Origin of the sequence: Streptomyces sp. NRRL F-6492 (assembly GCF_001280125.1) — a bacterium.
Lineage (GTDB): Bacteria > Actinomycetota > Actinomycetes > Streptomycetales > Streptomycetaceae > Streptomyces.
The window spans coordinates 1-22140 of the sequence record NZ_LGEG01000004.1; the positions used below are offsets into that span (position 1 = coordinate 1).

General features: G+C 72.9%; 21 protein-coding genes and 1 pseudogene. 19 read left to right on the forward strand and 3 right to left on the reverse strand.

From position 1 onward, the window contains the following. Both ADL08_RS37830 and ADL08_RS02125 read left to right on the forward strand, forming a co-directional pair. Window positions 1-236: pseudogene (locus tag ADL08_RS37830) on the forward strand (IS5/IS1182 family transposase); the annotation flags it as partial. A gap of 168 nt (window positions 237-404) precedes the next feature. Next, entirely contained in the window at window positions 405-1403 is a 999-nt protein-coding gene (locus tag ADL08_RS02125) for an NAD-dependent epimerase/dehydratase family protein (RefSeq protein WP_053640303.1), read from the forward strand. A gap of 53 nt (window positions 1404-1456) precedes the next feature. On the opposite strand, the gene ADL08_RS02130 is transcribed toward ADL08_RS02125, so the two are convergent. Continuing rightward, window positions 1457-2629, reverse strand: coding sequence for a transposase (locus ADL08_RS02130; protein WP_053640290.1), 1173 nt, complete (start codon window positions 2627-2629; stop codon window positions 1457-1459). 176 nt (window positions 2630-2805) lie between these two features. Here ADL08_RS02130 and ADL08_RS02135 point away from each other — a divergent pair, with 176 nt between their 5' ends. Next, on the forward strand, window positions 2806-3546 hold the full coding sequence (locus ADL08_RS02135; RefSeq protein WP_078967924.1) for a TetR/AcrR family transcriptional regulator: 741 nt from the start codon (window positions 2806-2808) through the stop codon (window positions 3544-3546). A 318-nt stretch (window positions 3547-3864) separates the two neighbouring features. Here ADL08_RS02135 and ADL08_RS02140 read toward each other — a convergent pair whose 3' ends face one another. After that, window positions 3865-4491 carry a ScbR family autoregulator-binding transcription factor gene (locus tag ADL08_RS02140; protein ID WP_053640291.1) on the reverse strand — a complete coding sequence of 209 codons (627 nt, stop codon included), beginning with the start codon at window positions 4489-4491 and terminating at the stop codon, window positions 3865-3867. A gap of 111 nt (window positions 4492-4602) precedes the next feature. Between ADL08_RS02140 and ADL08_RS02145 the strand changes: the two genes are divergently transcribed. From ADL08_RS02145 to ADL08_RS02165, 5 genes are all read left to right on the forward strand, one after another. Next, window positions 4603-5571 carry a ScbA/BarX family gamma-butyrolactone biosynthesis protein gene (locus ADL08_RS02145; protein WP_078967925.1) on the forward strand — a complete coding sequence of 323 codons (969 nt, stop codon included), beginning with the start codon at window positions 4603-4605 and terminating at the stop codon, window positions 5569-5571. Between the two features lie 173 nt (window positions 5572-5744). Further along, window positions 5745-6353, forward strand: coding sequence for a sigma-70 family RNA polymerase sigma factor (locus ADL08_RS02150; protein ID WP_053640305.1), 609 nt, complete (start codon window positions 5745-5747; stop codon window positions 6351-6353). Between the two features lie 61 nt (window positions 6354-6414). Then, complete coding sequence (locus tag ADL08_RS02155) at window positions 6415-7635, forward strand: MFS transporter (RefSeq protein ID WP_053640292.1); 1221 nt, start codon at window positions 6415-6417, stop codon at window positions 7633-7635. Window positions 7636-7883: 248 nt separating this feature from the next. Then, complete coding sequence (locus ADL08_RS02160) at window positions 7884-9089, forward strand: transposase (protein WP_053640293.1); 1206 nt, start codon at window positions 7884-7886, stop codon at window positions 9087-9089. An 80-nt stretch (window positions 9090-9169) separates the two neighbouring features. Then, window positions 9170-9853, forward strand: a complete 684-nt coding sequence (locus tag ADL08_RS02165; RefSeq protein WP_053640294.1) for a response regulator transcription factor — start codon at window positions 9170-9172, stop codon at window positions 9851-9853. An 88-nt stretch (window positions 9854-9941) separates the two neighbouring features. Here ADL08_RS02165 and ADL08_RS02170 read toward each other — a convergent pair whose 3' ends face one another. Then, complete coding sequence (locus tag ADL08_RS02170; RefSeq protein ID WP_324610417.1) at window positions 9942-10718, reverse strand: arylmalonate decarboxylase; 777 nt, start codon at window positions 10716-10718, stop codon at window positions 9942-9944. Window positions 10719-11001: 283 nt separating this feature from the next. Here ADL08_RS02170 and ADL08_RS02175 point away from each other — a divergent pair, with 283 nt between their 5' ends. The 11 genes from ADL08_RS02175 (at window position 11002) to ADL08_RS02225 (ending at window position 22106) form a co-directional block, all read left to right on the forward strand. Beyond that, a complete protein-coding gene (locus ADL08_RS02175) occupies window positions 11002-12156 on the forward strand; it encodes an isopropylmalate synthase (protein ID WP_078967926.1) in 1155 nt (384 codons plus the stop codon). A gap of 47 nt (window positions 12157-12203) precedes the next feature. Next, window positions 12204-12392: a hypothetical protein gene (locus tag ADL08_RS02180; RefSeq protein ID WP_030693508.1), complete on the forward strand. Its 189-nt coding sequence runs from the start codon at window positions 12204-12206 to the stop codon at window positions 12390-12392. Between the two features lie 28 nt (window positions 12393-12420). Next, on the forward strand, window positions 12421-13272 hold the full coding sequence (locus ADL08_RS02185) for an ATP-grasp domain-containing protein (protein ID WP_053640296.1): 852 nt from the start codon (window positions 12421-12423) through the stop codon (window positions 13270-13272). Further along, window positions 13269-14327 (forward strand): N-acetyl-gamma-glutamyl-phosphate reductase, encoded by a 1059-nt coding sequence (gene argC / locus ADL08_RS02190; RefSeq protein ID WP_053640297.1) that lies wholly within the window; start codon window positions 13269-13271, stop codon window positions 14325-14327. Before ADL08_RS02185 ends, argC begins: the two co-directional genes overlap by 4 nt. Continuing rightward, on the forward strand, window positions 14324-15136 hold the full coding sequence (locus ADL08_RS02195) for an acetylglutamate kinase (RefSeq protein ID WP_053640298.1): 813 nt from the start codon (window positions 14324-14326) through the stop codon (window positions 15134-15136). Before argC ends, ADL08_RS02195 begins: the two co-directional genes overlap by 4 nt. A gap of 28 nt (window positions 15137-15164) precedes the next feature. Next, complete coding sequence (locus ADL08_RS02200; protein WP_053640299.1) at window positions 15165-15728, forward strand: type 1 glutamine amidotransferase; 564 nt, start codon at window positions 15165-15167, stop codon at window positions 15726-15728. Window positions 15729-15870: 142 nt separating this feature from the next. After that, window positions 15871-17007 (forward strand): Glu/Leu/Phe/Val dehydrogenase dimerization domain-containing protein, encoded by a 1137-nt coding sequence (locus tag ADL08_RS02205; protein ID WP_053640300.1) that lies wholly within the window; start codon window positions 15871-15873, stop codon window positions 17005-17007. Continuing rightward, on the forward strand, window positions 17004-18737 hold the full coding sequence (locus tag ADL08_RS02210; RefSeq protein ID WP_324610418.1) for an AMP-binding protein: 1734 nt from the start codon (window positions 17004-17006) through the stop codon (window positions 18735-18737). Before ADL08_RS02205 ends, ADL08_RS02210 begins: the two co-directional genes overlap by 4 nt. 5 nt (window positions 18738-18742) lie before the next feature. Continuing rightward, entirely contained in the window at window positions 18743-20038 is a 1296-nt protein-coding gene (locus ADL08_RS02215) for a pyridoxal phosphate-dependent aminotransferase (protein WP_234351966.1), read from the forward strand. Between the two features lie 98 nt (window positions 20039-20136). Beyond that, window positions 20137-21048 (forward strand): fumarylacetoacetate (FAA) hydrolase, encoded by a 912-nt coding sequence (locus ADL08_RS02220; RefSeq protein WP_053640301.1) that lies wholly within the window; start codon window positions 20137-20139, stop codon window positions 21046-21048. An 89-nt stretch (window positions 21049-21137) separates the two neighbouring features. Beyond that, on the forward strand, window positions 21138-22106 hold the full coding sequence (locus ADL08_RS02225; RefSeq protein ID WP_053640302.1) for a PDR/VanB family oxidoreductase: 969 nt from the start codon (window positions 21138-21140) through the stop codon (window positions 22104-22106). Window positions 22107-22140 lie beyond the last annotated feature (34 nt).

Below are 22140 nucleotides of genomic sequence, written 5' to 3' on the forward strand. Positions count from 1 at the left end.
GCGCCCACCAGGCGGCGGGGCGACACATTCGAGTCCCGATCCGCGGCCGGAAACTCAAGCGATGGCAGCGCCGCTACAACACCACCCACGCCAAGATCCGCTGCGTCGGCGAACAGGCCGTCGCCACGCCGAAGGGCCGGCGAGTCCTCCGCAAGATCCGATGCGGCACCAACCGGATCACTCACCTTGTCCGAGCCGTCCTCACGCTTCATCTGGCCAGGTCAACGCCAAGATGAAATGGGCTCAGGGTGGCGGATCGCGGGTTGAGAGTGTGGGCCGAGGCGTCGGTCCTCGTGGGTGGTCGGTGGAGGTGTGGGTGCGGCGTCCCCGGGGGGTGTCGGCCCGTGGGGCTGCTCTATAAAATGAGGGCGTTCGTTTTTTTCTTAGGGAGGTCGGTGCGCCCCATGGCGAAACCCCAGCAGGAGCGGACGGCGAGGGCGCGAGGGACGTGGCGCGTCGCGTTGACGGGTGCCACGGGATTCATCGGGTCGGCGGTGCTGGGCGCGCTGGCGCGGGAGCGGGACGAACTGCCGGGCGGTGAGCGGTTCGTCATTCGGGTGCTGGGGCGGCGGCTGCCGGACGAGGCCGCCGCGCTCGTCGACGAGTGGGTTCCGGTCGACCTCTCGGACCCCCGTACGGTGGACGGCTCCTGTGGTGGAGCGGACGTGCTGCTGCACCTGGCCGCCGCGCTCGGTCCCGACGAGGAGCGGTGCGCCCGGATCAACGTCGGGGGCACCGCCGCCCTGGCCGGGGAGGCGGGGCGCGCGGGTGTCCGGCGGATGGTCCATCTGTCCACCTCCGCCGTCTACGGGCCCGGCCCCCACCGGGGGATCGCGGTGGACGAGGTGGCTCCCGCCCCCGCCTCGGCGGCCAGCCGGACCCGCCTCGCCGCCGAGGAGCACGCGCTGGCGGCCGGCGCGGTGGTGCTCCGGCCCGGTCTGGTGACGGGCGCCGGCGACCGGTGGGTGGTGCCCGCGCTCGCCCGGCTCCTCGACGTGGCACCGGGGTTGTGGGACGGGGGGCGGGGGCTGCTCTCGATGGTCGACGTGGTTGATCTGGCGCGTCTCTTCGTCCGCCTGACGTCCTCTTCCGAGCCCGGCGGCGGGACCGTCTGGCACGCGAGTCATCCCCTGCCCGTCCGCACCGGTGATCTCCTTGCCTCCCTGGCGGCCTCCGGGGTGCTCCCCGAGGCGGGGGAGGAGATGCCCTGGGAGGAGTGCCTGCGGCTGCTGCGCGCCTCGCGGAGCCCTTTGAGCGAGCGTCAGTTCGCGCTCCTCGCGCGGGACCACTGGTACGACAGCGCCGAGATCTGGCGCCTCGCCGCGTGCCCGCCGGGTCCCGGGCCGCTCGCCCGGCTGGACGCGGCCGCCGAGTGGTACCGGAGTGCCTGCTCGGTCGGGTGAGGGGGTACGGGTGTGGTGGTGCCGTTTTCGGGCGGGCGGCATCGCGGCCCCCGTCACGCTTCGGCGGCCGCGCAGGACCTGTGGTGGTGGAGGTGGTGGAGGGCGTGGGCGGCGGAGACCAGGGTCATGTGGTGGTGCCAGCCGGGGTACGAGCGGCCCTCGAAGTCGAGGAGGCCCAGGTCGTCCTCCAGGCGGCGGGTGGTCCGGCGGGTGACGACGGGTAAGCGGGTGAGGGCGAGGAGGTCCTCGGTGCGGGCGTGGGTCATGTTGGTGAGCCACAGCCGGGACGGCGCCCCGCTCTCCTCGGTGCGGGCCGCGAAGAGGAGGTAGGCGCGGTGCGGGGTGCCCACCGAAGGGCGGTCGACGGGGTGGACGAGGGCCGTCGTGGCCGCGGCGCGGTGCTCGCGGCCGGCGGGGTGGGCCGCCCCCGCGGCGCGGCGCGGGGGCGGGACGGGGCCGAGCATCCCGCGGGCCGTGTGCACCGGACCGTACTCCTCGCCGCGCGGGCGGGGCGGGTGGCCGGGGTACCGCGCGGCCCTGACCCGCAGTCCGTCGGGGACGGCCAGCGCGAAGTCCCGGCCCCGGGCCGCGAGCCCCCGCGCGAGGGCGCCCGCCCGGGGGGTCGCGCCCAGGTCGGCGACGACCGGGACGGGGACGGCGCGGCTCGCGGCGGTCAGGGCGTCGACGAGTTCGAGGGCGTGCTGCTCGGGCGGCCGGAAGCCCACCTCGTCGGGTATCCGGGCGCGCCGGCGGCGGTGCGGGTCCTTGCCCCAGGCGCCGGGCAGCTGGAGGCGCCAGTCGACGGGGACCGCGTCGGCCGCCGTCGCGAGGAAGGCGCCCACGCCCACCTGGCAGGTGACGGTCCGTCCGGCGGCGGCGACGAAGCGGTGGTGCACCCCGCAGGAGTGCTCCCCGCGCTTCGGCAGCACCGCCAGGTCGACGACCCAGGCCCGCGGGGCGAGCCGCCGCTCGGTCCAGCGGACCAGTTCCCCGCGCACCGGGGTCCAGTCCCAGGGGCTGACGTTGACGAACTGGTGCAGGGCCTGGGCCGCCGTCGGCGAGGCCGAGACGCTGGCGGCCAGCCGGCGGACGGACTTCTTGCCGGAGGTGGTCAGCAGGGCCCGCAGGTATCTCCACGCCCAAGCGCGCTGGTCGGCACGTGCCAGCGGTTCGAAGACCCGCTCGGTGAAGCGGGAGACGGCGTCGTCGGACGGGAGGGTGGCCATGGTGAAAGAATAGCGAACGTTCTCTTTCCTGAGAGCGCCGCATCCCCCTCGGAGACGGCGGGGCCGCCTCCGAGGGGGATGCGGAAGAATTGTCTTGCATCTTGACCAACTCGACGTTGTCCACCCTTGGGAGGCGCGCCCAGGATGCTCTTTTCAGGTGCTCGTTCGGAGACAGCATGGTGAAACAGGAGAGGGCCGTACGCACCCGTGCGGGACTCGTTCGGTCGGCCGCGGTGGAGTTCGACCGCGAGGGATACGCCGGTACGTCGCTGTCCCGGATCAGCAAGGCCGCGGGCGTGTCCATCGGGGCGGTCACCTTCCACTTCGCCTCCAAGGCCGATCTGGCCGAGGCGGTGTGGGAGGAAGGGCGCGCGGTCACGCGGACCGTGCTGAAGCGGGTCACCGCGGAGCGGACCTCGGCGCTGAGCGCGGTGGTCGACTTCACCGTCGAGCTCGCGCGGCTGATGGAGCACGAGGTCCTGGTGCGGGCGAGTGCCCGGCTGGCCCGGGAGCTCCCGGAGAGCGCCTCCTGGACGGGCATCTGGCTGCCGACGGTCCGGGACCTGCTCGACGAGGCCCACCGGGCGGGCCAGCTCCGCGACGGCGCACCGCCGGAGGACGTGACGACCCTGGTGGAGTACCTGGCCGGCGGGGCGGAGACCTCGCTGCGCGGGCGGCGGGGCGCGAAGGGCCGACCGGACGGGCCCGCCGATCAGCTGGACCGGGTCTGGCGGCTGGCTCTCGGGGGAGTCCTGGCGGCGGGCGACGCCGGCGGGACGCGCACCGCCCCGGACGCCCGTCGGCCCGGGGAGGACGGAGGAGCCCCGGCGGGCCGGGCGGACCGGGTGGACCGGGCGGACCGGGTGGACCGGGCGGACCGGGTGGACCGGGGCGCCGCGGAGGACTCGGCGGACTGAGGAGCCGCGGAGGGCCGGGCGGACCCGGGTGCCGTGGAGGACCGGGCGGGCTGAGGAGCGCCCGGGGCCGGGAATGCCGAACGGACCGGGGCGCCGTGGAGGACCGGGCGGGCTGAGGAGCGCCGGAGAACCGGGCGGACTGAGGAGCCGCGGAGGGCCGGGCGGACCGAGCGGACCGGGCGCCGTGCGCAACCGTACGTACCGAGCGGACCGGAGCGCCCCGGAGGGCGCGGGCCGGCGGTCGGCGGAGGGCTGGGGCGCCGTCTCCGCCGTTGCGGCCGCGACGGTTCACCGTCGCGGGGGTCCTCGGGGGCGGCGTCAGGCGGGAAGGCCGCTTCTGCCCGGGCGGATGCGGAGCTGTTCGATGGCCTCGGGGGTCGCGACGGCCGGCAGCGTGAACTGCCACAGCAGCGAGACCCGCCGCGGAAGGTCCCTCCGCTCGCTCGCGATGTTGGAGTAGAGCTGGGTCCCGGTGTAGGCGCCCACGAGGGTCGTGGCGAAGTCGTACTCGTCGACTCCCGACAGGAGTTCGCCCAGCTCGCGCGCCGTGCGCAGGTGCTTCAGGAAGTGGTCCACCCACTCCTGGTAGGCCGTGTCGGTCCGGACGCCGAACTCGCCCTGCTCGACCGCGAGCCGCACGCTCGCGCGGAACAGCACGTTTCGCTGGAGCTCACGGGCCAGGTAGAACGTGAGGTCGATCAGCGCCTGGAGGCCCGAGGAGCGCTTGGGGGGCTCCACGAAGTCCTGCTGACTCGCCATGACGGCCATGGCGAGGCCCCGCTTCGACTTGAAGTGGAAGTACATGCCGCCCTGGGTCACCCCGGCCCGGCTCATGATCTTGCTGATGCTGGCTCCGCTGAAGCCGCACTCGTCGAACACCTCGGCAGCCGCGTGGAGGATGGTGTCCCGCGTCTTCACCGCCCGTTCCTGCTTCGGCTCGTCCATGAAGACCCTGCATCCCCTCGACAAAAAAAACGAACGCCCTTATTTTACAGGCAAGCCCGTGCGATCGGTAGATCCACTCGGGTTCCACATACGCACGCCAGGGGGAGAGGCATGCTTATCAAGGAACGCTCTGAGGTTTTACGCACCCCGCTCACCACCACGGTCCCCCGCGAGTACGTCCACCGGGCGGCCCTGTCCGAGGTCTTCCTGACAGGCTGGCACAGGAACGGCCCCGATTCCTTCACCGTCAGTGCCCAGTGGCCGCGCAGCCACTGCTTCTACGTCTCCGAGCACGGGATGTACGACCCCCTGATGCTGTGCGAGACGGCCCGGCAGACCTTCCCGCTGCTCGCCCACGCCGCGTACGGCATGCCCTTCGGGTACCAGCTCAGCTGGCGGGACCTGCGGTACGAGGTCGACCCGTCGGGCCTGCGCATCGAGGGCACGCCGGCCGAGGTCGAGCTGCGCGTCTCGTGCTCCGACATCCGGTACCGCCGGAACCTGCCCGCCTCGATCAGGATGCACATCGAACTCGTCCGTGACGGCGTGCCGTTCGCGGTGGTCGAGACCGAGTTCGGCTGTCACTCCCCCGAGGTGTACAGCAGGCTGCGGGCGGGCCGCGGCGACGCGGCCGGGATGTTCCTCGGCGCGCCCGCGCCGACGTCCCCCGTCCCGCCGGGCCTGGTCGGGCGCGGCCGGGACCAGGACGTGGTGCTCTCCCCGTCCGGGGAACTCGGCCGCTGGCGGCTGCGGGTGGACACCACGCACCCGGTCCTCTTCGACCACCCCGTCGACCACGTCCCCGGCATGGTCCTGCTGGAGTCCGTGCGGCAGGCGTCCCACGCCCTGAACCCGTCCCGGGGGCCGGCGCTGCCCCTCTCCATGGAGGTGCGCTTCAACCGGTACGTGGAGTTCGACTCGCCCTGCTGGATCGAGGCCGAGGCGCTCCCGGGGGAGTCCGCTCCCGGCCGCCACCGGCTGCGCGTGAACGCCCTCCAGGGGGAGGGGTCCACCTTCTCGGCCGTCGCCGAGATGGCGGACGCCTCCGTCTTCCGCGGTCCGGTCCCCTCCAGGATCTGATCCGCGGGACGGCTCCCGTACGCCCGACCCCGGCCCGCCGCGTCCCCCACCGCGGCGGGCCGGACGCGTGTCCGGGGACCGACTTCACACCTCCTTCCGGAAGTTGCCAAGGTCGTCGCGGAACTCCACGCCCCAAAAGAAAACCGAACGTTTTCTATGTAATGCTCCCGGCCATGACGGACACGACCCCCGCCCCCGCCATCGAGACGGACGAGCAGCGGACGGCCCGCTTCGTGCGGGACGCCGTCGGCTACCGTCCCCAGCTGTACGCCCAGGCCATGCGGCTCACCGGGAACCCCGCGGACGCGGAGGACCTGGTGCAGGAGGCGTACGCACGGGCGTACCGCGGCTTCCAGCAGTTCCGGCCCGGCACCAACCTGCGGGCCTGGCTCTACCGGATCCTCACCAACGTCCACCTGACGGCCTGCCGCAAGCGGCGGGTGGAGCAGACGTACGCGACCAGCTCGGACATCGAGGACCGGCAGCTCGCCCGCGCGGCCTCGCACACGGCCGAGGGGCTGCCCTCGGTCGAGGCGCAGGTCATGGCCCGGGTGCCGGACCCGGTGATCAGCGAGGCGCTGCGGTCGATCCCCTGCGACTTCCGGACCGTCGTCTACCTGGCCGACGTCGAGGGCCTGCCGTACGAGGAGATCGCCTCGCTCGTCGGCGTCCCCTGCGGCACCGTCAACTCCCGTCTGCACCGCGGCCGCAGGCGGCTGCGGTCGCTCCTGGACGGACAGTTCGGCTACCGGGCGGACGCCGGATCCGCCGCCGGGGCCTGAAGCCCACCCCTCACCCCACGACACCCGGGCCCGGACGGGCCGAGATGCGAGCTGATGCCCCATGACCACACACGCGCCCGCCGACGTACGGACGGAGGAGGCCGAGCCGCAACGGCTGCCGCTGCTCGCCCTGCTCGCCCTCGCGACGGCGGTCTTCATCACCAGCCTCACCGAGACCCTGCCGGCCGGTCTGCTGCCCGCGATGAGCGGCGACCTCGGCGTCAGCGAGTCCGCGGCCGGGCAGACGGTCACCATCTACGCGATCGGCACCGCGCTGACCGCGATCCCGCTGACCGCGGCCACCGCCGCCTGGCGGCGCAAGCGGCTGCTGCTCACCGCGATGGCCGGCTTCGCCGTCGCCAACACGGTGACCGCGCTCTCCACCTCGTACCTGCTGACCATGGGCGCCCGGTTCGTCGCCGGTGTGGCCGCGGGCCTCGCCTGGGCCCTGCTCGCCGGCTACGCCCGCCGGATGGCGCCGGCGCACCTCCAGGGCAAGGCCATCGCGATCGCCATGGCCGGCATCCCGCTCGCCCTCTCGCTCGGCGTCCCGGCCGGCACCTTCCTCGGCAAGGCCGTCAGCTGGCAGGTGGCCTTCCTGACCATGACCGTCCTCACGGTGATCCTGCTCGGCTGGATCGCCCTGGCCGTGCCGGACTACCCGGGGCAGCGGCGGGAGGGCAAGGGGGCCCCGATGCTGAGCGCGCTGAAGGTGCCCGGCGTGACGCCCGTCCTCTTCGTGACGCTCGTCCTCGTGCTCGCGCACACCATCCTCTACACCTTCATCGCGATCTTCCTCGACCAGCTCGGCCTGGGCGACTCGACCGACCTGGTGCTGCTCGTCTTCGGCGCCGCGTCCCTGCTGAGCATCTGGGCGGTCGGCGCCGGGATCAACCGCCGCCTGCGGGTGCTGACGATCGCGAGCGTGCTGCTCATGGCGCTGGCGGCCGCCGCGCTCGCCGTCCTCTCGGGCAACACCGTCGTCATCTACGCGGCGGTGACGCTGTGGGGCCTCGGCTGGGGCGGCGTGCCGACCCTGCTCCAGACGGCGGCGGCCGACGCGGGCGGCGACGAGGCCGCCGACGCGGCCCAGGCCATGCTCGTGACCCTGTGGAACGTGGCCATGGCCGGCGGCGGTCTGGCCGGCGGGCTGCTGCTCGACCGCTTCGGCTCCGGGTCCTTCCCGTGGAGCGTCCTGATCCTGATCGTGCCGGTCCTGGTCGTGGTGGTCGGCGCGCGCGCACACGGCTTCCCCGCCAGGCGGGCGGGCACGGGCGGGTAGCCGGGGGCCGGCCGTGCCGGGGCGGGCGTCCAGGGGGGCGCGGTGGCCGCCCCGGCGCGGCGGCTCGGGCCGTTCGCGCCCGGTCGGCGCGGGGGGCCGGCCGTGGCGCCGATCACGCGCTGTGGCCGAAAACGGGCGTCACTCTGTTCGACTTGGCTAAGTCGAACAGAAGGGGGGTTCTACCCTCTCGCGAAAAATACAGGGTGTTCGTTATTCTTTCTGTGGTGCCTGATGGGGGGGAGCGCAGCATGGCGGAGTACAGCACGGCCCGGGCGGCGGATCCGGGCCACGACACACGGGTCTTCCGCTTCGCGGAATCGGTCTTCGCCCACCTGCCCAGGGCGGACCAGCGCCGCTGGGCCCAGCTCTACCTGCAGGGGCTGCTGACCACACCGGGCCGCAAGTCCATCCGCCGGCTCGCCGCCGCGGTCTCCGCCGTCCCGGCCACCACCTCCCAGTCGCTGCACCAGTTCATCAGCGCCAGCCCCTGGGACTGGGGTCCCGCCCGGCAGGAGCTGATCCGGCTGACGGGCGAACACTTCTCGTTACGGGCGCTGACCATCGGCACCGTCGTCCTGCCCAAGCGGGGCGAGCACACCTGCGGGGTGCACCGCCGCTTCGTCCCCGCCGCCGGGCGCACCATCAGCTGCCAGGTCGGCCTCGGCGCCTTCGTCTCCACCGGCGACGAGGACCTGCCGGTGGAGTGGCGGCTGATGCTGCCCGAGCAGTGGAACGAGGACGCGAAGCTGCGCGAGCGCGCCCGGATCCCCGACTCGGCCCGGCACCGGCCGGTGTGGGAGCACGTCCTCGACCTGGTGGACTCCGTCTCGGACGCCCTGCCCCGCCGGCTGCCGTCCCACGTGCCGGTGGTGGCCGACATGAGCGAGCACCTCGACGCCGGGCGGCTCCTCGCGGGCCTCGACCGGCGCGGCCACGACTTCGTGGTGGCGGTGCCCGGCGCCCTGCCGGTGCTCCCCGCCGACCCGCGCGTCTCCCGGGCCGTCCCCGGCGCGGCCGACGCGCCGCTCGGCCGGATCGGCGCCCGGCAGTTCCTCCAGCGCCACCACGTCCTGCCGCCGCGCGCGGTGACCCTGGCCGCGCCGGGCGGGCGGGGCCGGCAGGTGCGGGTGGTCTCCGAGCTGGTGCGGCTGCCCGGCTCCTGCCGGACGTACCGGCTCTTCACCGAGTGGCGCCCGGCGGACTCCCGCGTCCCCCGGGTGTGGATCACCAGCCTGACCGGGCGGCGGGTGGAGCAGCTGACGACCCTCGCCCAGGCGCACCCCGGGACCTGCCTGACGGTGTCCACGCTCGAACGGGACTACGGGCTCCTCGACTTCGAGGGCCGCTCCTTTCCCGGCTGGCACCACCACATGACCCTGGTCTCCGCCGCCCACGTCTACGACCGGCTCCTGCACGCGGGTGCGCTCGAAGAAAGGCTGCCGCAAAGCGCCTGACATTTCCCGGACCGATGTCTCCCGGACCGATATTTCCCGGACCGATATTTTTCAACCAGACCGAAGGAGTTGACAGCCAGATGGTGAATGCACTCGTGGTGGAGGATTTGGAAACGATCGAGTCCACCGTCCAGAACCTGCGGCGCCAGGGATATCAGGCGAGGGGAGTGGGGACCGGGTCGGACGCGCTGAGACATCTGCCACAGGCCGATATAGTGCTGCTCGATCTCGAACTGCCCGACATGGACGGCCTGGAGGTGTGCCGGGCGATAAGGGCCGCCGGCGACACGCCGGTCATCGCCTTCAGCCGCCAGGACGCGGAACTGGACCGGGTGCTCGCGCTCCAGGCCGGGGCGGACGACTGCGTGGTGAAGACCTGCGGTTCCCGCGAGGTCATGGCGCGGATGGGGGCGGTGCTCCGCCGGGTGAACCCGCAGACCGCCGACGCCCCGCAGTCGATCTCGCTGCGGCCGCTGCACATCGACGGGCGGTCGCGGGAGGTGCGCCTCGACGGCCGGCCGGTGGACATGACGTCGAAGGAATTCGAACTCCTGTACGTGCTGGCGTCCACCCCCGAACGGGTCGTGTCCCGGAAGGAGCTGATGGCGAAGGTATGGGAGAGCGACCGCGCGGCGTCCAGCCGCACCATCGACACCCACGTCAGCAGCCTCCGGGCCAAACTCGGCTCCAGCAAGTGGATCGTCACGGTGCGCGGTGTCGGGTACAAGATCGGCACGGCCCGGCGGCACCCCGTCGGGGTCTGAGCGGGCACGGTCCCGGCGCCGCCGGCGAGGGCGCGGACGGTCCCGGCGACCGGCCGCGCCCCTCTCGTGCGCCGGCGCCCGCGCCGGATCAGACGGCCGCGCCGGACCGGACCGCCACCGCCGCCGCGCGCCGCTCCAGCCGGGCGAGCAGCGGATGGCCGCCGGCCGGGTCCCCGCCGGCGCCGGCCGTGCGCAGGGCCCACCAGGCGGAGGCCAGGTTCGAGGTGAGCAGCACCCGGTCGCCGTCGTCGCGGCCCAGCTCCTCCAGGGCGGCGAGCGTGCCCATGCCGGTGCCGGTGAACAGGAGCGCGGTGCCCTCGGCGAGCCGGGCCCCGCGGACCCGCTCCAGTATCGCCGCGGTCGTCACCTCGTACGGGTCGAAGTGGCCCTCCCGGGCCGGGACGAGGAGCGCCTCGTCGACCGTGAGCCCGGCCGCGCGCCAGAAGCCGGCGGAGGTCTCCGTCAGCCACGGCTCGTACGGCGAGACCAGGGTCAGCCGCTCCACGCCGAGCCACGCGCAGGCGGTCAGTATGGCCTGGGTCGAGGAGCGCACCGGGTAGCCGGCCCGGTCGCTGAGCTCCTCGCAGAAGGCCCGGTCGCCCTCGGGCGCGAGCAGGTAGTGGGAGGCGCTGCACGCGACGACGGCGGCGTCCAGGCCCATGGCGCCGAAGCCCGCCAGGGTGTCGGGCAGGGCCTCGTTCCACGCCTCCAGCATCTCCAGGAGCCCCTTGCCGGGCGTCACCGGGAAACGGCTGGAGTACACGTTCATGCGCTCACCGACCAGCCGGTTGAACTCCGGCTCCGCCGTGGGGTTCTCCGGCGGGACGACGACGCCGAGCCGCGGGGTCGCGAGGAGGTCCATCATGAGGTTCCCGTCTCCTGGAGTGATTTCCTGGTTTTCCGGTTCCTTGCCCCGATGCAATCCCCGGGACACGGGAAACCTTCCCGGGCGGCTCCGGCGGGGCGTCAATTGACTCTTTTTGCAGCCTGCTTCACATCCGGTTCGCATTCCTTGACGGGCCTCACGTCCCCTGACAAAAGTCGAGGAAGCCTGACACGGATCTCCTTGACCCCCCTTCCGTCATTGGCTGATTCTTGATGTCAGCACCAGCCGCATTCCAACGGCTTCGACCAAGGAGTAAAGGCTAATGGCGGTTTCACAGAACGGTGGCAGTGTCCCGGAGGTGCTGCCCCACATATCCGACGCGACCCTGCGGGACTCGGCCCATATGGCCGGTGTCGAATTCCGTCCGCACGACGCCTCGGTCATCGCGGACCTGCTGGTGAAGACCGGCGTGTCCCTCGTCGAGGTCGGGATGGTCTCCGGACCCTCCTCCAAGGACGCCGACCTGGTCCTCGCCACGCACGAGACCGTGGGACCCGAGCGCAGCCTCACCCTGGTCGTGGTCCGTGACCGGCGACAGGTGGAGGAGGCGCTCGACGAGGCGCTGCGCCTGGGCGTGCGGAACGTGATGTTCTCCATCCCCACCTCGGAGGAGCACGCCGCGCTCAAGCTCGCCTCGCCGAGCAGCAAGTACCTGACCACCGTGGCGCGCGCCGCGATCGAGGGGGCCAAGGAGCGCGGCTTCCACGTCACCTTCAGCGGTGAGGACGGCGCGCGCACCCCCAGGGAGCGGCTGGTCCCGTACGTGACCGCGGGCTTCGCGGCCGGAGCCGACCGGTTCCGGCTCGCGGAGACCGTCGCGTACCTCTCGCCGTGGCAGATGGAGGAGAAGATCGCGGACCTGACCGCGATCGACGGCGCCGAGATCGAGATCCACTCGCACAACATGCTCGGCATGGCGGTGGCCAACTCGCTGGCCGCGGTCCGGGCCGGCGCCCGGTGGATCTCGACCACCGTCGGCGGCATCGGCGAGCGCGGCGGCAACGCCCCGCTGGCCGAACTGCTCACCTCGCTGCGGGTCATCCACGGCGACACCCGCTTCGACCTGACCCACCTCACCGAGCTGTCCGAGGCGGCGCTCAGGGGCGCCGGGCTCGGCGAGGCCTTCCAGTCCGGCCCCACCACCCCGCACGCCTTCGCCTACGAGCTGCCCGGCCAGCTCACCCACCCCGAGGCGTACGAGACGCTGCCCGCCGAACTCGTCGGCAACACCCGCGAGCTGCGCGTCCGCACCCGCCTCACCACGCCCCTCGTCGACTGGGCGCTGGACGAAGAGGCCGCCGGCCTCGACACCGCCGCCTTCACCGCGTGGCTGACCGCACGCCAGGAGGCCTCCGGCGCCCCGCTCCTGGACCGGGACGACATCCGCAAGGCAGCCGTCGACTTCCGGTCGCTCTGACCCGCGATCCCGCACACCCACCCCGCACCACCGAAACGGAGACACCCATGTCCACCCCGCTCCTCAGCGCCGTCTGCCCCGAGTGCGAGACCGACCTCTCCACCCCGCCGATGGTCCAGGGCGAGACCCTCGTCTGCCCCGAGTGCATGCTCACGCTGCGCGTCGAGAACGTCGAGGACGACGGCACCCTCTCCCTCGCCATGATCGAAGTGACGCTGCGCGACTGGGGCCAGTGAGCCGCACCGCCCGGATAGGAGTCCCTCAATGAGCGGCAGCAGCATCGCCATCGTCGCGGACCGGATCGGCTGGGAGGAACGCCGGCTGATCGAGACCGCCCCGGCCTTCGGGCACCGCATCGAGTGGGTCAACGACGAGTCCCTGGCGCTGGGCGCCGAGGACTCCCCGCTCGGCGGCTACGACATCGTCCTCATCCGCAGCCGGAGCTACACGCGGGGCGGCCTCCTGGCCGTCCAGGCGGAGGCCTCCGGGGTCAGGACCCTCAACACGGCCCACGCGATCCAGGCCTGCGAGAACAAGCTCGCCCTGCGCACCCTGCTGCGCGGGGCCGGCGTCCCCGTCGCGGACCACCGACTCGTCCTCTCCCGCAAGGACTTCGAGAAGACGCTGAAGGAGCTTCCGCTCCCCCTGGTGCTGAAGCCCGTCTTCGGCGGCATGGGCAAGCGGGTCACGCTCATCCGCGACGCGGACACCGCCCAGTCCGTCTACGACTACATCGAGGACCTCGGCCACGGCTTCGAACAGGCCAGCCTGGTCGAGCCGTTCCTCGACGGCGGCAGCTCCGTACGGTGCTTCGTCGTCGGCCGCGAGCTGATCGCCGCAGCCGAGTTCACCAGCGCCGGCGAGGACTGGCGCAGCAACGCGGCCCTCGGCAACCGCCACCAGGCCATGGACCACGACCCCGAGGTCCAGAAGATCGTCGACGGCGTGGTGAACGAGCTCGGCGAGGGCATCTACGGCATCGACCTCTTCAAGACGGCCGGCGGCTACGTCGTCAACGAAGTCAACCACGCCCCGGCGTTCCGGGCGATCACCTCGGCGACCGGCGTGGACATCCCCTCCGCCGTCAGCCGCTACGTGCAGGAGACCCTCGCATGATCCGTGTCGGAATCGTCGGCGCCTCCGGGCTCGCCGGCGGTGAACTGATCCGCCTGGTCACCCAGCATCCCGAGCTGGAACTGACCTTCCTCGGCGGCTCGTCCAACGTGGGCCGGCGCCCCTCGGAGCTCCACCCGGGCCTCCGCCTGGACCTGGGCCTGAGCGTCGAGTCCACCGCGGACACGGACCTGTCGGACCGCTGCGACGTCGTCTTCCTGGCCACGCCCGCCCCGGTGTCGGCCGCGCTGGCCGCCCGGCTGGCCGACCAGGTGCCCTGTGTGATCGACCTCAGCGGCGCCTTCCGGATCCGCACCCCGGAGCTGCACGAACGCTGGTACCCGAAGGTCGAGCGGACGGCCGAACTGGCCGACCGGTTCGTCTACGGCGTCCCGGAGCTCGTCGGCGACCAGCTCGCCGGAGCCTCGCTGATCTCGCTGCCCGGCTGCTACGCGACCGCCATCACCCTCGGCCTCGCCCCGCTGACGCTCGGGCTCGGCCTGGACCTCAAGACGGTCATGATCGACGGCAAGAGCGGCTCCAGCGGCGGCGGCCTGTCGCTGCGCACCGCGGACCTCCACCCGCTGCGCAACGGCGCCATCGCCCCGTACGCCCCGACCGGGCACCGGCACGCGGCGGAGGTGCGCGACTTCTTCGAGCGGGCCAAGCCCGGCACGATCGCCTCCCTGTCGATGTCGGCGTACGGCGTCTCGCACGTGCGCGGACTGCTCGCCAGCACCTACGTCCTCACCGACGACGAGGTCGACGCCCGCCAGTTGCAGCGCGCCTACCTCCGGTTCTACAAGGACAAGCAGTTCGTCCGGGTCCGCCGCAACACCGAGACCCTGATCCCGGTGCCCGACCCGCAGGCGGTGCTCGGCTCCAACTACTGCGACGTCACCGTCATGCACGACCCCGAGGGCGGGCGGATCGTGGTCCTGTCGGCCCTCGACAACATGGTCAAGGGCGCGGCCGGGCAGGGCATCCAGGCGCTGAACCTGCGGTTCGGCCTGGCCGAGGAGACGGGGCTGACGGCGCAGCCGGTGATGCCGGCATGACCGGGACCCCGGTCCACGGGACCTCGTACACCCCCACCGTCGTCAAGCTCGGCGGAAGCTGCCTGGGCGACATGTCCGAAGGCTGGTGGGACGACCTGGCCGAGCACGGCCGGAACAACCCGCTGGTCCTCGTGCACGGCTGGTCCAAGCCGCTGCGCGAGCTCAACCCCCGCTACGCGGAGCCGTCCGCGATCCTCCGGGACCGCTACGGCAACCAGAGCCGCTGGACCACCCCCGAGGTGATCGCCGACATCAAGGCGGTCAGCGAGGTCGTCGGCAGGACCGTCACCGAGCGGCTCACCCGGCGCGGCATCACCGTCGAGCGGGTCATCGGCAGCGACGGCCTGGTCCGGGCCGGCGCGGGCGAGCGCTGGTGGTGGCAGGGCAAGCAGCTCGTCGAGCTGGAGAACCTGGTCGGCCCGATCACCGAGGTGACCCCGGCCCGGCTGACGAACCTCCGGCCCGGCCACTGCTACCTCGTCACCCCGCTCGCCCGCAACGCCGCCGGGCAGGAGGTCAACACCGACGCCGACCGGGCCGCGGCCGCCATCGCCGGCGCCTCGGCCGCCGTGTCGCTGGCCCTCGTCACCGACGTGGAGCACCTCCTGATCGACGGCGAGCCGGTCCGCCGGATCAGCGCCGAGGCCGCCGCCGACTTCCGCGACCGCGGGGCCACCGGCGGCATGCGGAAGAAGCTGCGGGCCGCCGGCGAGGCCCTGGACCACGGCGTCCGGCGGGTCGTCATCGGCAGCGCGCCCGTGAGCCTGCTGCTCGCCGAGTCCACCGGAACCGTCATCACGGGTTCGTGACCCCCCACCATCGAGAGGAGCAGAACTCGTGGCGACTTCCCGGGTTCTCGTAGTCAACAACGGAACGCTCTCCCTGCCGCAGCTGCGCAAGCGCTTCGAGGACCTGGGTTCCGAGACCACCGTGGTGGACGTCGCCTCGGTCCCCACCCGCCTGAACGCCAAGTACCAGGCGATCGTCCTGAGCGGAACCAAGGTCCGCGCCTTCGACGGCGACTACTACAAGACGCTGATCGACCTGGTGATGGGCGCCAAGGTGCCGGTCTTCGGGATCTGCGGCGGCATGCAGATCATCGCGGTCGCCAACGGCGGGGAGCTCAAGGAGGGCCCCCAGCGCGTCGGCGGCTACGAGGTGCGGGTCGACAAGGACGAGCCGCTCTTCTCCCACGTCAAGCCGACCGTGACGGTCTTCCACCGCCACACCCTGTACCTCCAGGCGGCACCGGCCGGCTTCCGCTCCATCGGGCGCTCCGAACACGCCCCCGTCGAGTTCCTCCGGTCCGACGACGGACGCGTCTTCGGCGCACAGGCCCACCTGGAGTTCCGCAGCGACGGGACGGACATCCTGCGGGGCTTCGCCGAGACGTACCAGTGACCGGTCCGGCCGACTGAGCACCGCTCCCGAGACACGTGCCGCGGGGCCGTCCGACAACCCCCGCCTCCGGCCCCGCGGCACGTCACCGCCCTCGCTCCGGTCCGGACAGCAGCCCATCGAATCGATTATGAGGTCCTTGGACATGACTTCCCAGAACGGCAATCCCATCCCGGACGACCCCCAGGATCCGGCCTTCGTCGTCTCGCTGAACGGCAGCGGCGGCTCCCTCCGGGGTTGGGTCGTCGTCGACTCGCTCCACGACGGCCTGGCCATGGGGGGCACCCGGATGACCCCCGGCGTCACCGAGGAGGAGGTGGCCGGCCTCGCCCGGGACATGACGCACAAGTTCACCCTCGCCGGCCTGCCCATCGGCGGCGCCAAGGCCGGCATCGTCTCCGACGGGAGCGACCGCGAGCAGACCTTCCGCACCTTCGGCCGCACCGTCAAGCCGCTGCTGCACGGCGGCATCCACCTCGGCATCGACATGGGCGTCACGCCCGCCGACCGCGCCGTCTTCTTCGAGGAGGCCGGGTACGACCCGCGCTACCGGCTCGGCGCCCCGGACATGCCGATCGACTGGCGCACCTACTACGAGCCGCTGATCGACTGCACCGGGCACGGCGTCGGCGTCGCCGCCGTCACCGCCCTGGAGGCGAGCGGCCACCAGGGACGGGCCCGGGTCGTGATCCAGGGGTTCGGCGCCGTGGGCCGCGCGGTCGCGCACTTCCTGGAGGACCGCGGGCACACCGTCGTCGGCGTGGCCGACGTCCAGGGCACGATCAGCGCGGACCGGCTGCCGGTGGCCGACCTCGTCGCGATCACCGACGAGTTCGGCAGGATCGACCGCTCGCGGCTGCCCGCGGACGTCACCGTCTCCGACGAGCCGGACGCCTGGGTGGACGTGGAGGCCGACCTGCTGATCCTCGCGGCGCAGAAGCACGCGATCAACGCCGAGAACGCGCACCGGGTGCGGGCCGGCCTGGTCGTCGAGGGCGGCAACCTCAGCTCCAGCTCCGAGGCGAAGGAGAAGGTGCGGGCCTCGGGCACCGTCCTCGTGCCCGGCGTCATCGCCAACATCGGCGGAGCGGCCTCGGCCGCCCTGGCCGTCACCCGCGTCGTCCCCTTCGACCTGTCGGCCGACGCCCGCAAGGCCTGGGTCTTCGACTGGGTCGGCGACCGCGTGCGCCGCAACACCCGGGACCTCCTGGAGATCGCCGCGGCCCACGCGGGCGATCCCCTGCCGACCCTCCTCGCCGCCCGCCGGAAGGACCGTTCGTGACCACCGAGGTGAAGGAGGCGCCGGCCGGACCGGCGCCGCGGATCGTGGACGGAGTCGTCCTCACCCGCGAGACGACGCCCGTCGTCGAGATCACCAGCCCGATGCCCGACGGCCGCGAGGCCCGGCGGGCGCTCTACTACCAGCGCGGCTGGTGGCGCGAGGGGACCTTCCTCGACGACCTGCGCCACCAGGCCCGCACCCGCCCGCACAAGCTGGCCGTGGCCGCCCGCCGCATCAAGGAGGCCCGCACCGACACCCTCGACTACCTCGAACTGCGGCAGCTCACCGACCGGTTCGCCGCCGGTCTGGTCGAACTGGGCGTCGAGCCCGGCGACTTCGTCGCCGTCCAGCTCCCCAACCGGTGGGAGATGGTGCCGCTGCTGTACGCGTGCCTGCGCGTCGGCGCCGTCATCTGCCCGATCGACCCGACCGCGCCCGAGCAGCCGCTGCGCCACCGGCTCGACCTCACCCGGGCCCGCGTGCTCGTGACGATGGCGGAGTGGGAGGGCAACCCGACCGGCGAGACGGCGGACCGGCTGCGGCGGGAACTCCCCACCCTGGAGAACGTGGTGATCGTCGACGGCCCCGCGCCCGAGGGGTGCGTCGACTTCCAGCAGCACTTCGTCGACACCGTCTGGGAGGACGTGCACGACGACCTCTCCGGGCGAGAGCGCGGCCCCGACGAACCGTTCGTGGTGCTCTTCACCTCCGGCACCACCGGCGAGTCCAAGGGCGTGCTGCACAGCCAGAACACGGTCCACTCGGCCCTCCGCGGCTACGTCGACACCTTCCTCCTCGACGAGCACCTGGTCGCCGCCGTGACCACCCCGCTGGTCCACTACTCCGGCTTCGGCCAGGGCATCCTCGCCAGCGTCATGCTCGGCGGCACGATCGCCTTCCAGGACCGCCGGAAGAACGACGCGCTGCTCGACCTGGTGCAGAAGTACGGGGCGACCCTGCTGTACGGCCCGCCGCCGACGCTCACCGACATCGCCCAGTCGCAGCGGGACGAGCCGCGCGACGTGCACACCCTGCGGCACGTCGTCACCGGCTCGGCACAGGTCCTCCAGCCCCTGGTGGACGACCTGCGCGAGACGCTCGGCGCCCGCACGTACTCGCTGTGGGGGATGTCCGAGAACGGCCCGGTCACCATCACCAAGCTGGACTACAACCAGGACTGGGCGGCGCACAGCAACGGCCGGCCGATCGACGCGATGGAGATCCGGATCGACAAGTGCATCAACCCGACCGAGCGGGCCCCCGTCGGCCGGCTCCGGGTGCGCGGCGCGTCCCAGGCGCTCGGCTACTACAAGCGGGACGCCGAGTACGACGCGCTGATCCTGGACGACGGCTGGTTCGACACCGGCGACGTGGCCCGCGACGACGGCCGGGGCGGCATCCGCATCCTGTGCCGGGCGAGCGACGCCATCAAGCGCGACGGCATGGTCGTGCCGCTGGCCGAGATCGAGTCGACGATCAACCGGCACCCGAAGGTCGTCGAGACCACCCTCGTCGGCCCCACGGGCCAGGTCGAGGACCCGATCCTCGCGGTCGTCGTCCCCGCCGGCGACGAGCACCCGACGCTGGAGGAGCTGCGCGCCTACCTCCGGACGACCGACCTCGACGAGCGGTTCCTGCCGGACCGCCTGGAGGTCGTCGCCGCCCTGCCCAAGACCCTCACCGGCAAGGTCCGGAAGAAGGTCCTCCGCGAGCTGTACGGCGAGGCGTGAGCACCGTGCCCGAAGCCAACCAGGTCACCATGTCGGCGACGCTCGCCGCCGACGAGGCCATCGCCCGCCGCCGCGCGGCCGGCCAGTCCGTCCTCTCCATGGCGAGCGGCGAGATCGGCCTGCCGGTCCACCCCGGCCTGCGGGCCCGGCTCGCCGAGGCCGCGGAGCTCGGCTCGTACGGCCCCGTCGCCGGCAGCCCCGAGCTCCGCGAGGCCGCCGCCGGCTACTGGGACCGGCGCGGTCTCGCCACCGCCCCGGACCAGGTCGTGTGCGGCCCCGGGAGCAAGCCGATGCTCTTCGGCCTGCTCCTGGCGGTCGGCGGCGACGTCGTCATCCCCGTGCCCAGCTGGGTCAGTTACGCGGCGCAGGCCGGTCTCATCGGCGTCCGCCACTTCCCCGTCCCGGCCCTGCCCGGCCAGGGCGGGGTGCCCGACCCCGACCGGCTGCGCGAGACGGTCACCGCCGCCCGCGCCGCCGGCCACGACCCGCGCTCCGTCATCGTCACCCTGCCGGACAACCCGACCGGGGGGATCGCCGCCCCCGAGACCGTACGGCGGCTCGCGGAGGCGGCCCGGGAGCTGGACCTCGTCGTCGTCTCCGACGAGATCTACTGCGACCTCGTGTACGACCCGGTGGCGACGCCCGCCGTCTCCCCGGCGGTCTTCGCCCCCGAGCGGACCGTCGTCACCACCGGCCTCACCAAGAACCTCGCGATCGGCGGCTGGCGGACCGGCGTGGCCCGGCTGCCGGCCGGGGAGGCCGGGCAGCGGCTGCGGGACCGGCTGGTGGGCGTGGCCAGCCAGATCTGGTCCAGCCCCGCCGCCCCCGTGCAGGCCGCCGCCGCGTACGCCTTCGCCGAGCCCGACGAGATCGTGGAGCACATCGCCGCGAGCCGCCGCCTCCACGAGACGGTGGCCCGCGCGATGGCCGAGCGGTTCGCCGCCGCGGGCGCGGTCCTGGAGCCGGTGGTGGCGACCTGCTACCTGTACCCGGACTTCGAGCCGCTCCGCGCCCACCTGGCCGAGGCCCACGGGGTGCGGACCGGCGCCGCGCTCGCCGAACTGCTCGTCGAGCGGTACGGCGTGGGGCTGCTGCCCGCGAGCGCCTTCGGCGAGGCGGCGGAGTCGCTGCGGCTGCGGGTGGCCACCAGCCGCCTGTACGGCGACACCGAGGAGCGGTGCCTGGCGGCGCTGCACGCCGAGGACCCGCTCGCGCTCGACTGGATCCGCGCCTCCCTCGACCGGGTCGAGGAGGTCCTCGCGGACCTCACGGCGGGCGCCGCCGCACCGGTCCCCGCCTGATCCCCTCCCGCTTCCGGACGCCGGCCCTCCCCCCGGCCGGCGCCCGGAACCCTTCCCCGGCGGCCCTGCCGCCCCCCGGCCTAGGAGGGCCGACCGACATGTCCATCTCCATCCTGTTCGAAGCCGAGTACAAGGGCCAGCGGTACGCGGGGTTCGAGAAGCCGGCCGCCGGTGACCCGCTGACGCTCTTCCCGGTCGCCGACGGCCGGCTCCGCGCGGAGTTCACCGCAGGCTCGTCCCCCGAGGCCGTCATCGCCTCCGTCACCGGCGAGGGCGGGCAGATCGTCGTCGCCACCGACGACCCCGGGCTGCGCTTCCTGCCGCCGCTGCTCCCCGCCTCCGGGAACGCGCTGTTGAGCGGCTTCATGCGCACCCACAAGTCCAAGTTCGAGGACGAGCCCACCGACGAGACCGAGTTCGTCGCCCCCAACTGGTTCTTCAAGGGCTTCGGCTCCTGGATCCGGATGCCCGAGGAGCCCCTCGTCGTCCCGGAGAAGGCCGTCGCGCTGATCGAGGAGCCCGAGGTCGCCCTCGTGTACGTCAACGACGACGACGGCGACCCGCACTACGTCGGCTACACCTTCGGCAACGACCTGTGCGACATCGGCCTGCACCGGCAGAACCCGGGCTGGAACCCGTACTGCAAGCTCAGCGACACGTCCCTCTCGCCCTTCGTCTTCCTCGGCCCCCCGCCGACCACCGTCACCGGCCGCGTCACCATCGAGCGCGACGGCGTGTCCGCCTGGGAGGGCTCCTTCGACTGCGGCGAGAGCGCGCTCTACTTCAAGGTCCGGGACATGACGGACCACCTCTTCACCTACCCGGCGATCCGCCGCCCCGGAATGGTCAACTACGTCCTCCTCGGCGCCGACGAGGCCAGCTTCCACGACGGCTTCCGCATCGCCGACGGCGACCGCGTGGTCATCGACGTCAAGAGCCACGACGTGAGCTTCGCCAACTCCATCCAGTTCGGCAGGGAGGCAGACCGCGCCGCCGGGGCCGCGGCCTAGCACCGAGCGATCCGGGCCCCCTCCCGAGGGGGCCCGTGCCCCTTGACCCCACCGCTCCCCGGCCCCGACGCCGGTAAGGAGGACGAACCGTGAGCACCACCGAGGAGAAACCGTTCGACCTGCTGGTACGCCGGATGACGTGGGAGGCCGACGACGTCCTGTCCGTCGAGCTGGTGAGCCCCGACGGCAAACCGCTCCCGGACTGGGCGCCGGGCGCGCACATCGACCTGCACACCGGTGACCTGATCCGGCAGTACAGCCTCTGCGGCGACCCCGCGGACACCGCGCGCTACCGCATCGCCGTCCTCAAGTCGCCCGAATCGCGCGGCGGTTCCTCCTTCGTCCACGACGAACTGCGGCCCGGCGCGACCGTCGCCGTGCGCGGCCCCCGCAACCACTTCGCGCTCGTCGACGCCGACGCGTACGTGTTCGTCGCCGGCGGCATCGGCGTCACCCCGCTGCTCGCCCAGGCCCGGGAGGCCGGAGCGCGCGGCAAGCCCTGGCAGCTCTGGTACGCCGGCCGGACCCGCTCCACGATGGCCTTCGGCGAGGAGCTCACCGCCCTCGCCGCGCACGGCGGCACCGTGGAGCTGCACCCCAAGGACGAGCACGGCCGGATGGACCTCCGGCAGGTCCTCGGAGGGCTTCCCGACGGCGCCCACGTCTACTGCTGCGGCCCGCAGGCCCTGATGGACGGCGTCGCGGAGGTCTGCGCGGAGCTCGGGGCCGCCGACCGGCTGCACGTCGAGCGCTTCGCCGGCGTCGCCGTTCCGGCCCCCGAGGGCGGGGAGAGCTCCTTCGAGGTCGAGTGCTCCCGCTCCGGGCAGACCGTCACCGTCGGCCCCGACGAGTCGATCGTCGACGTCCTCGACGACGCCGGGATCTACGTGGACGCCTCCTGCCGCGAGGGCGTCTGCGGCACCTGCGAGACCGGTGTCCTCGGCGGCGTCCCCGACCACCGGGACACCCTGCTCAGCCCGGCGGAGCAGGAGGCCGGCGACGTGATGATGATCTGCGTCTCGCGGTGCGCCTCGAAGCGCCTGGTCCTCGACATCTGAGACCCGCCCGTCTCCGCGTCGCCCTCCCCCCCCC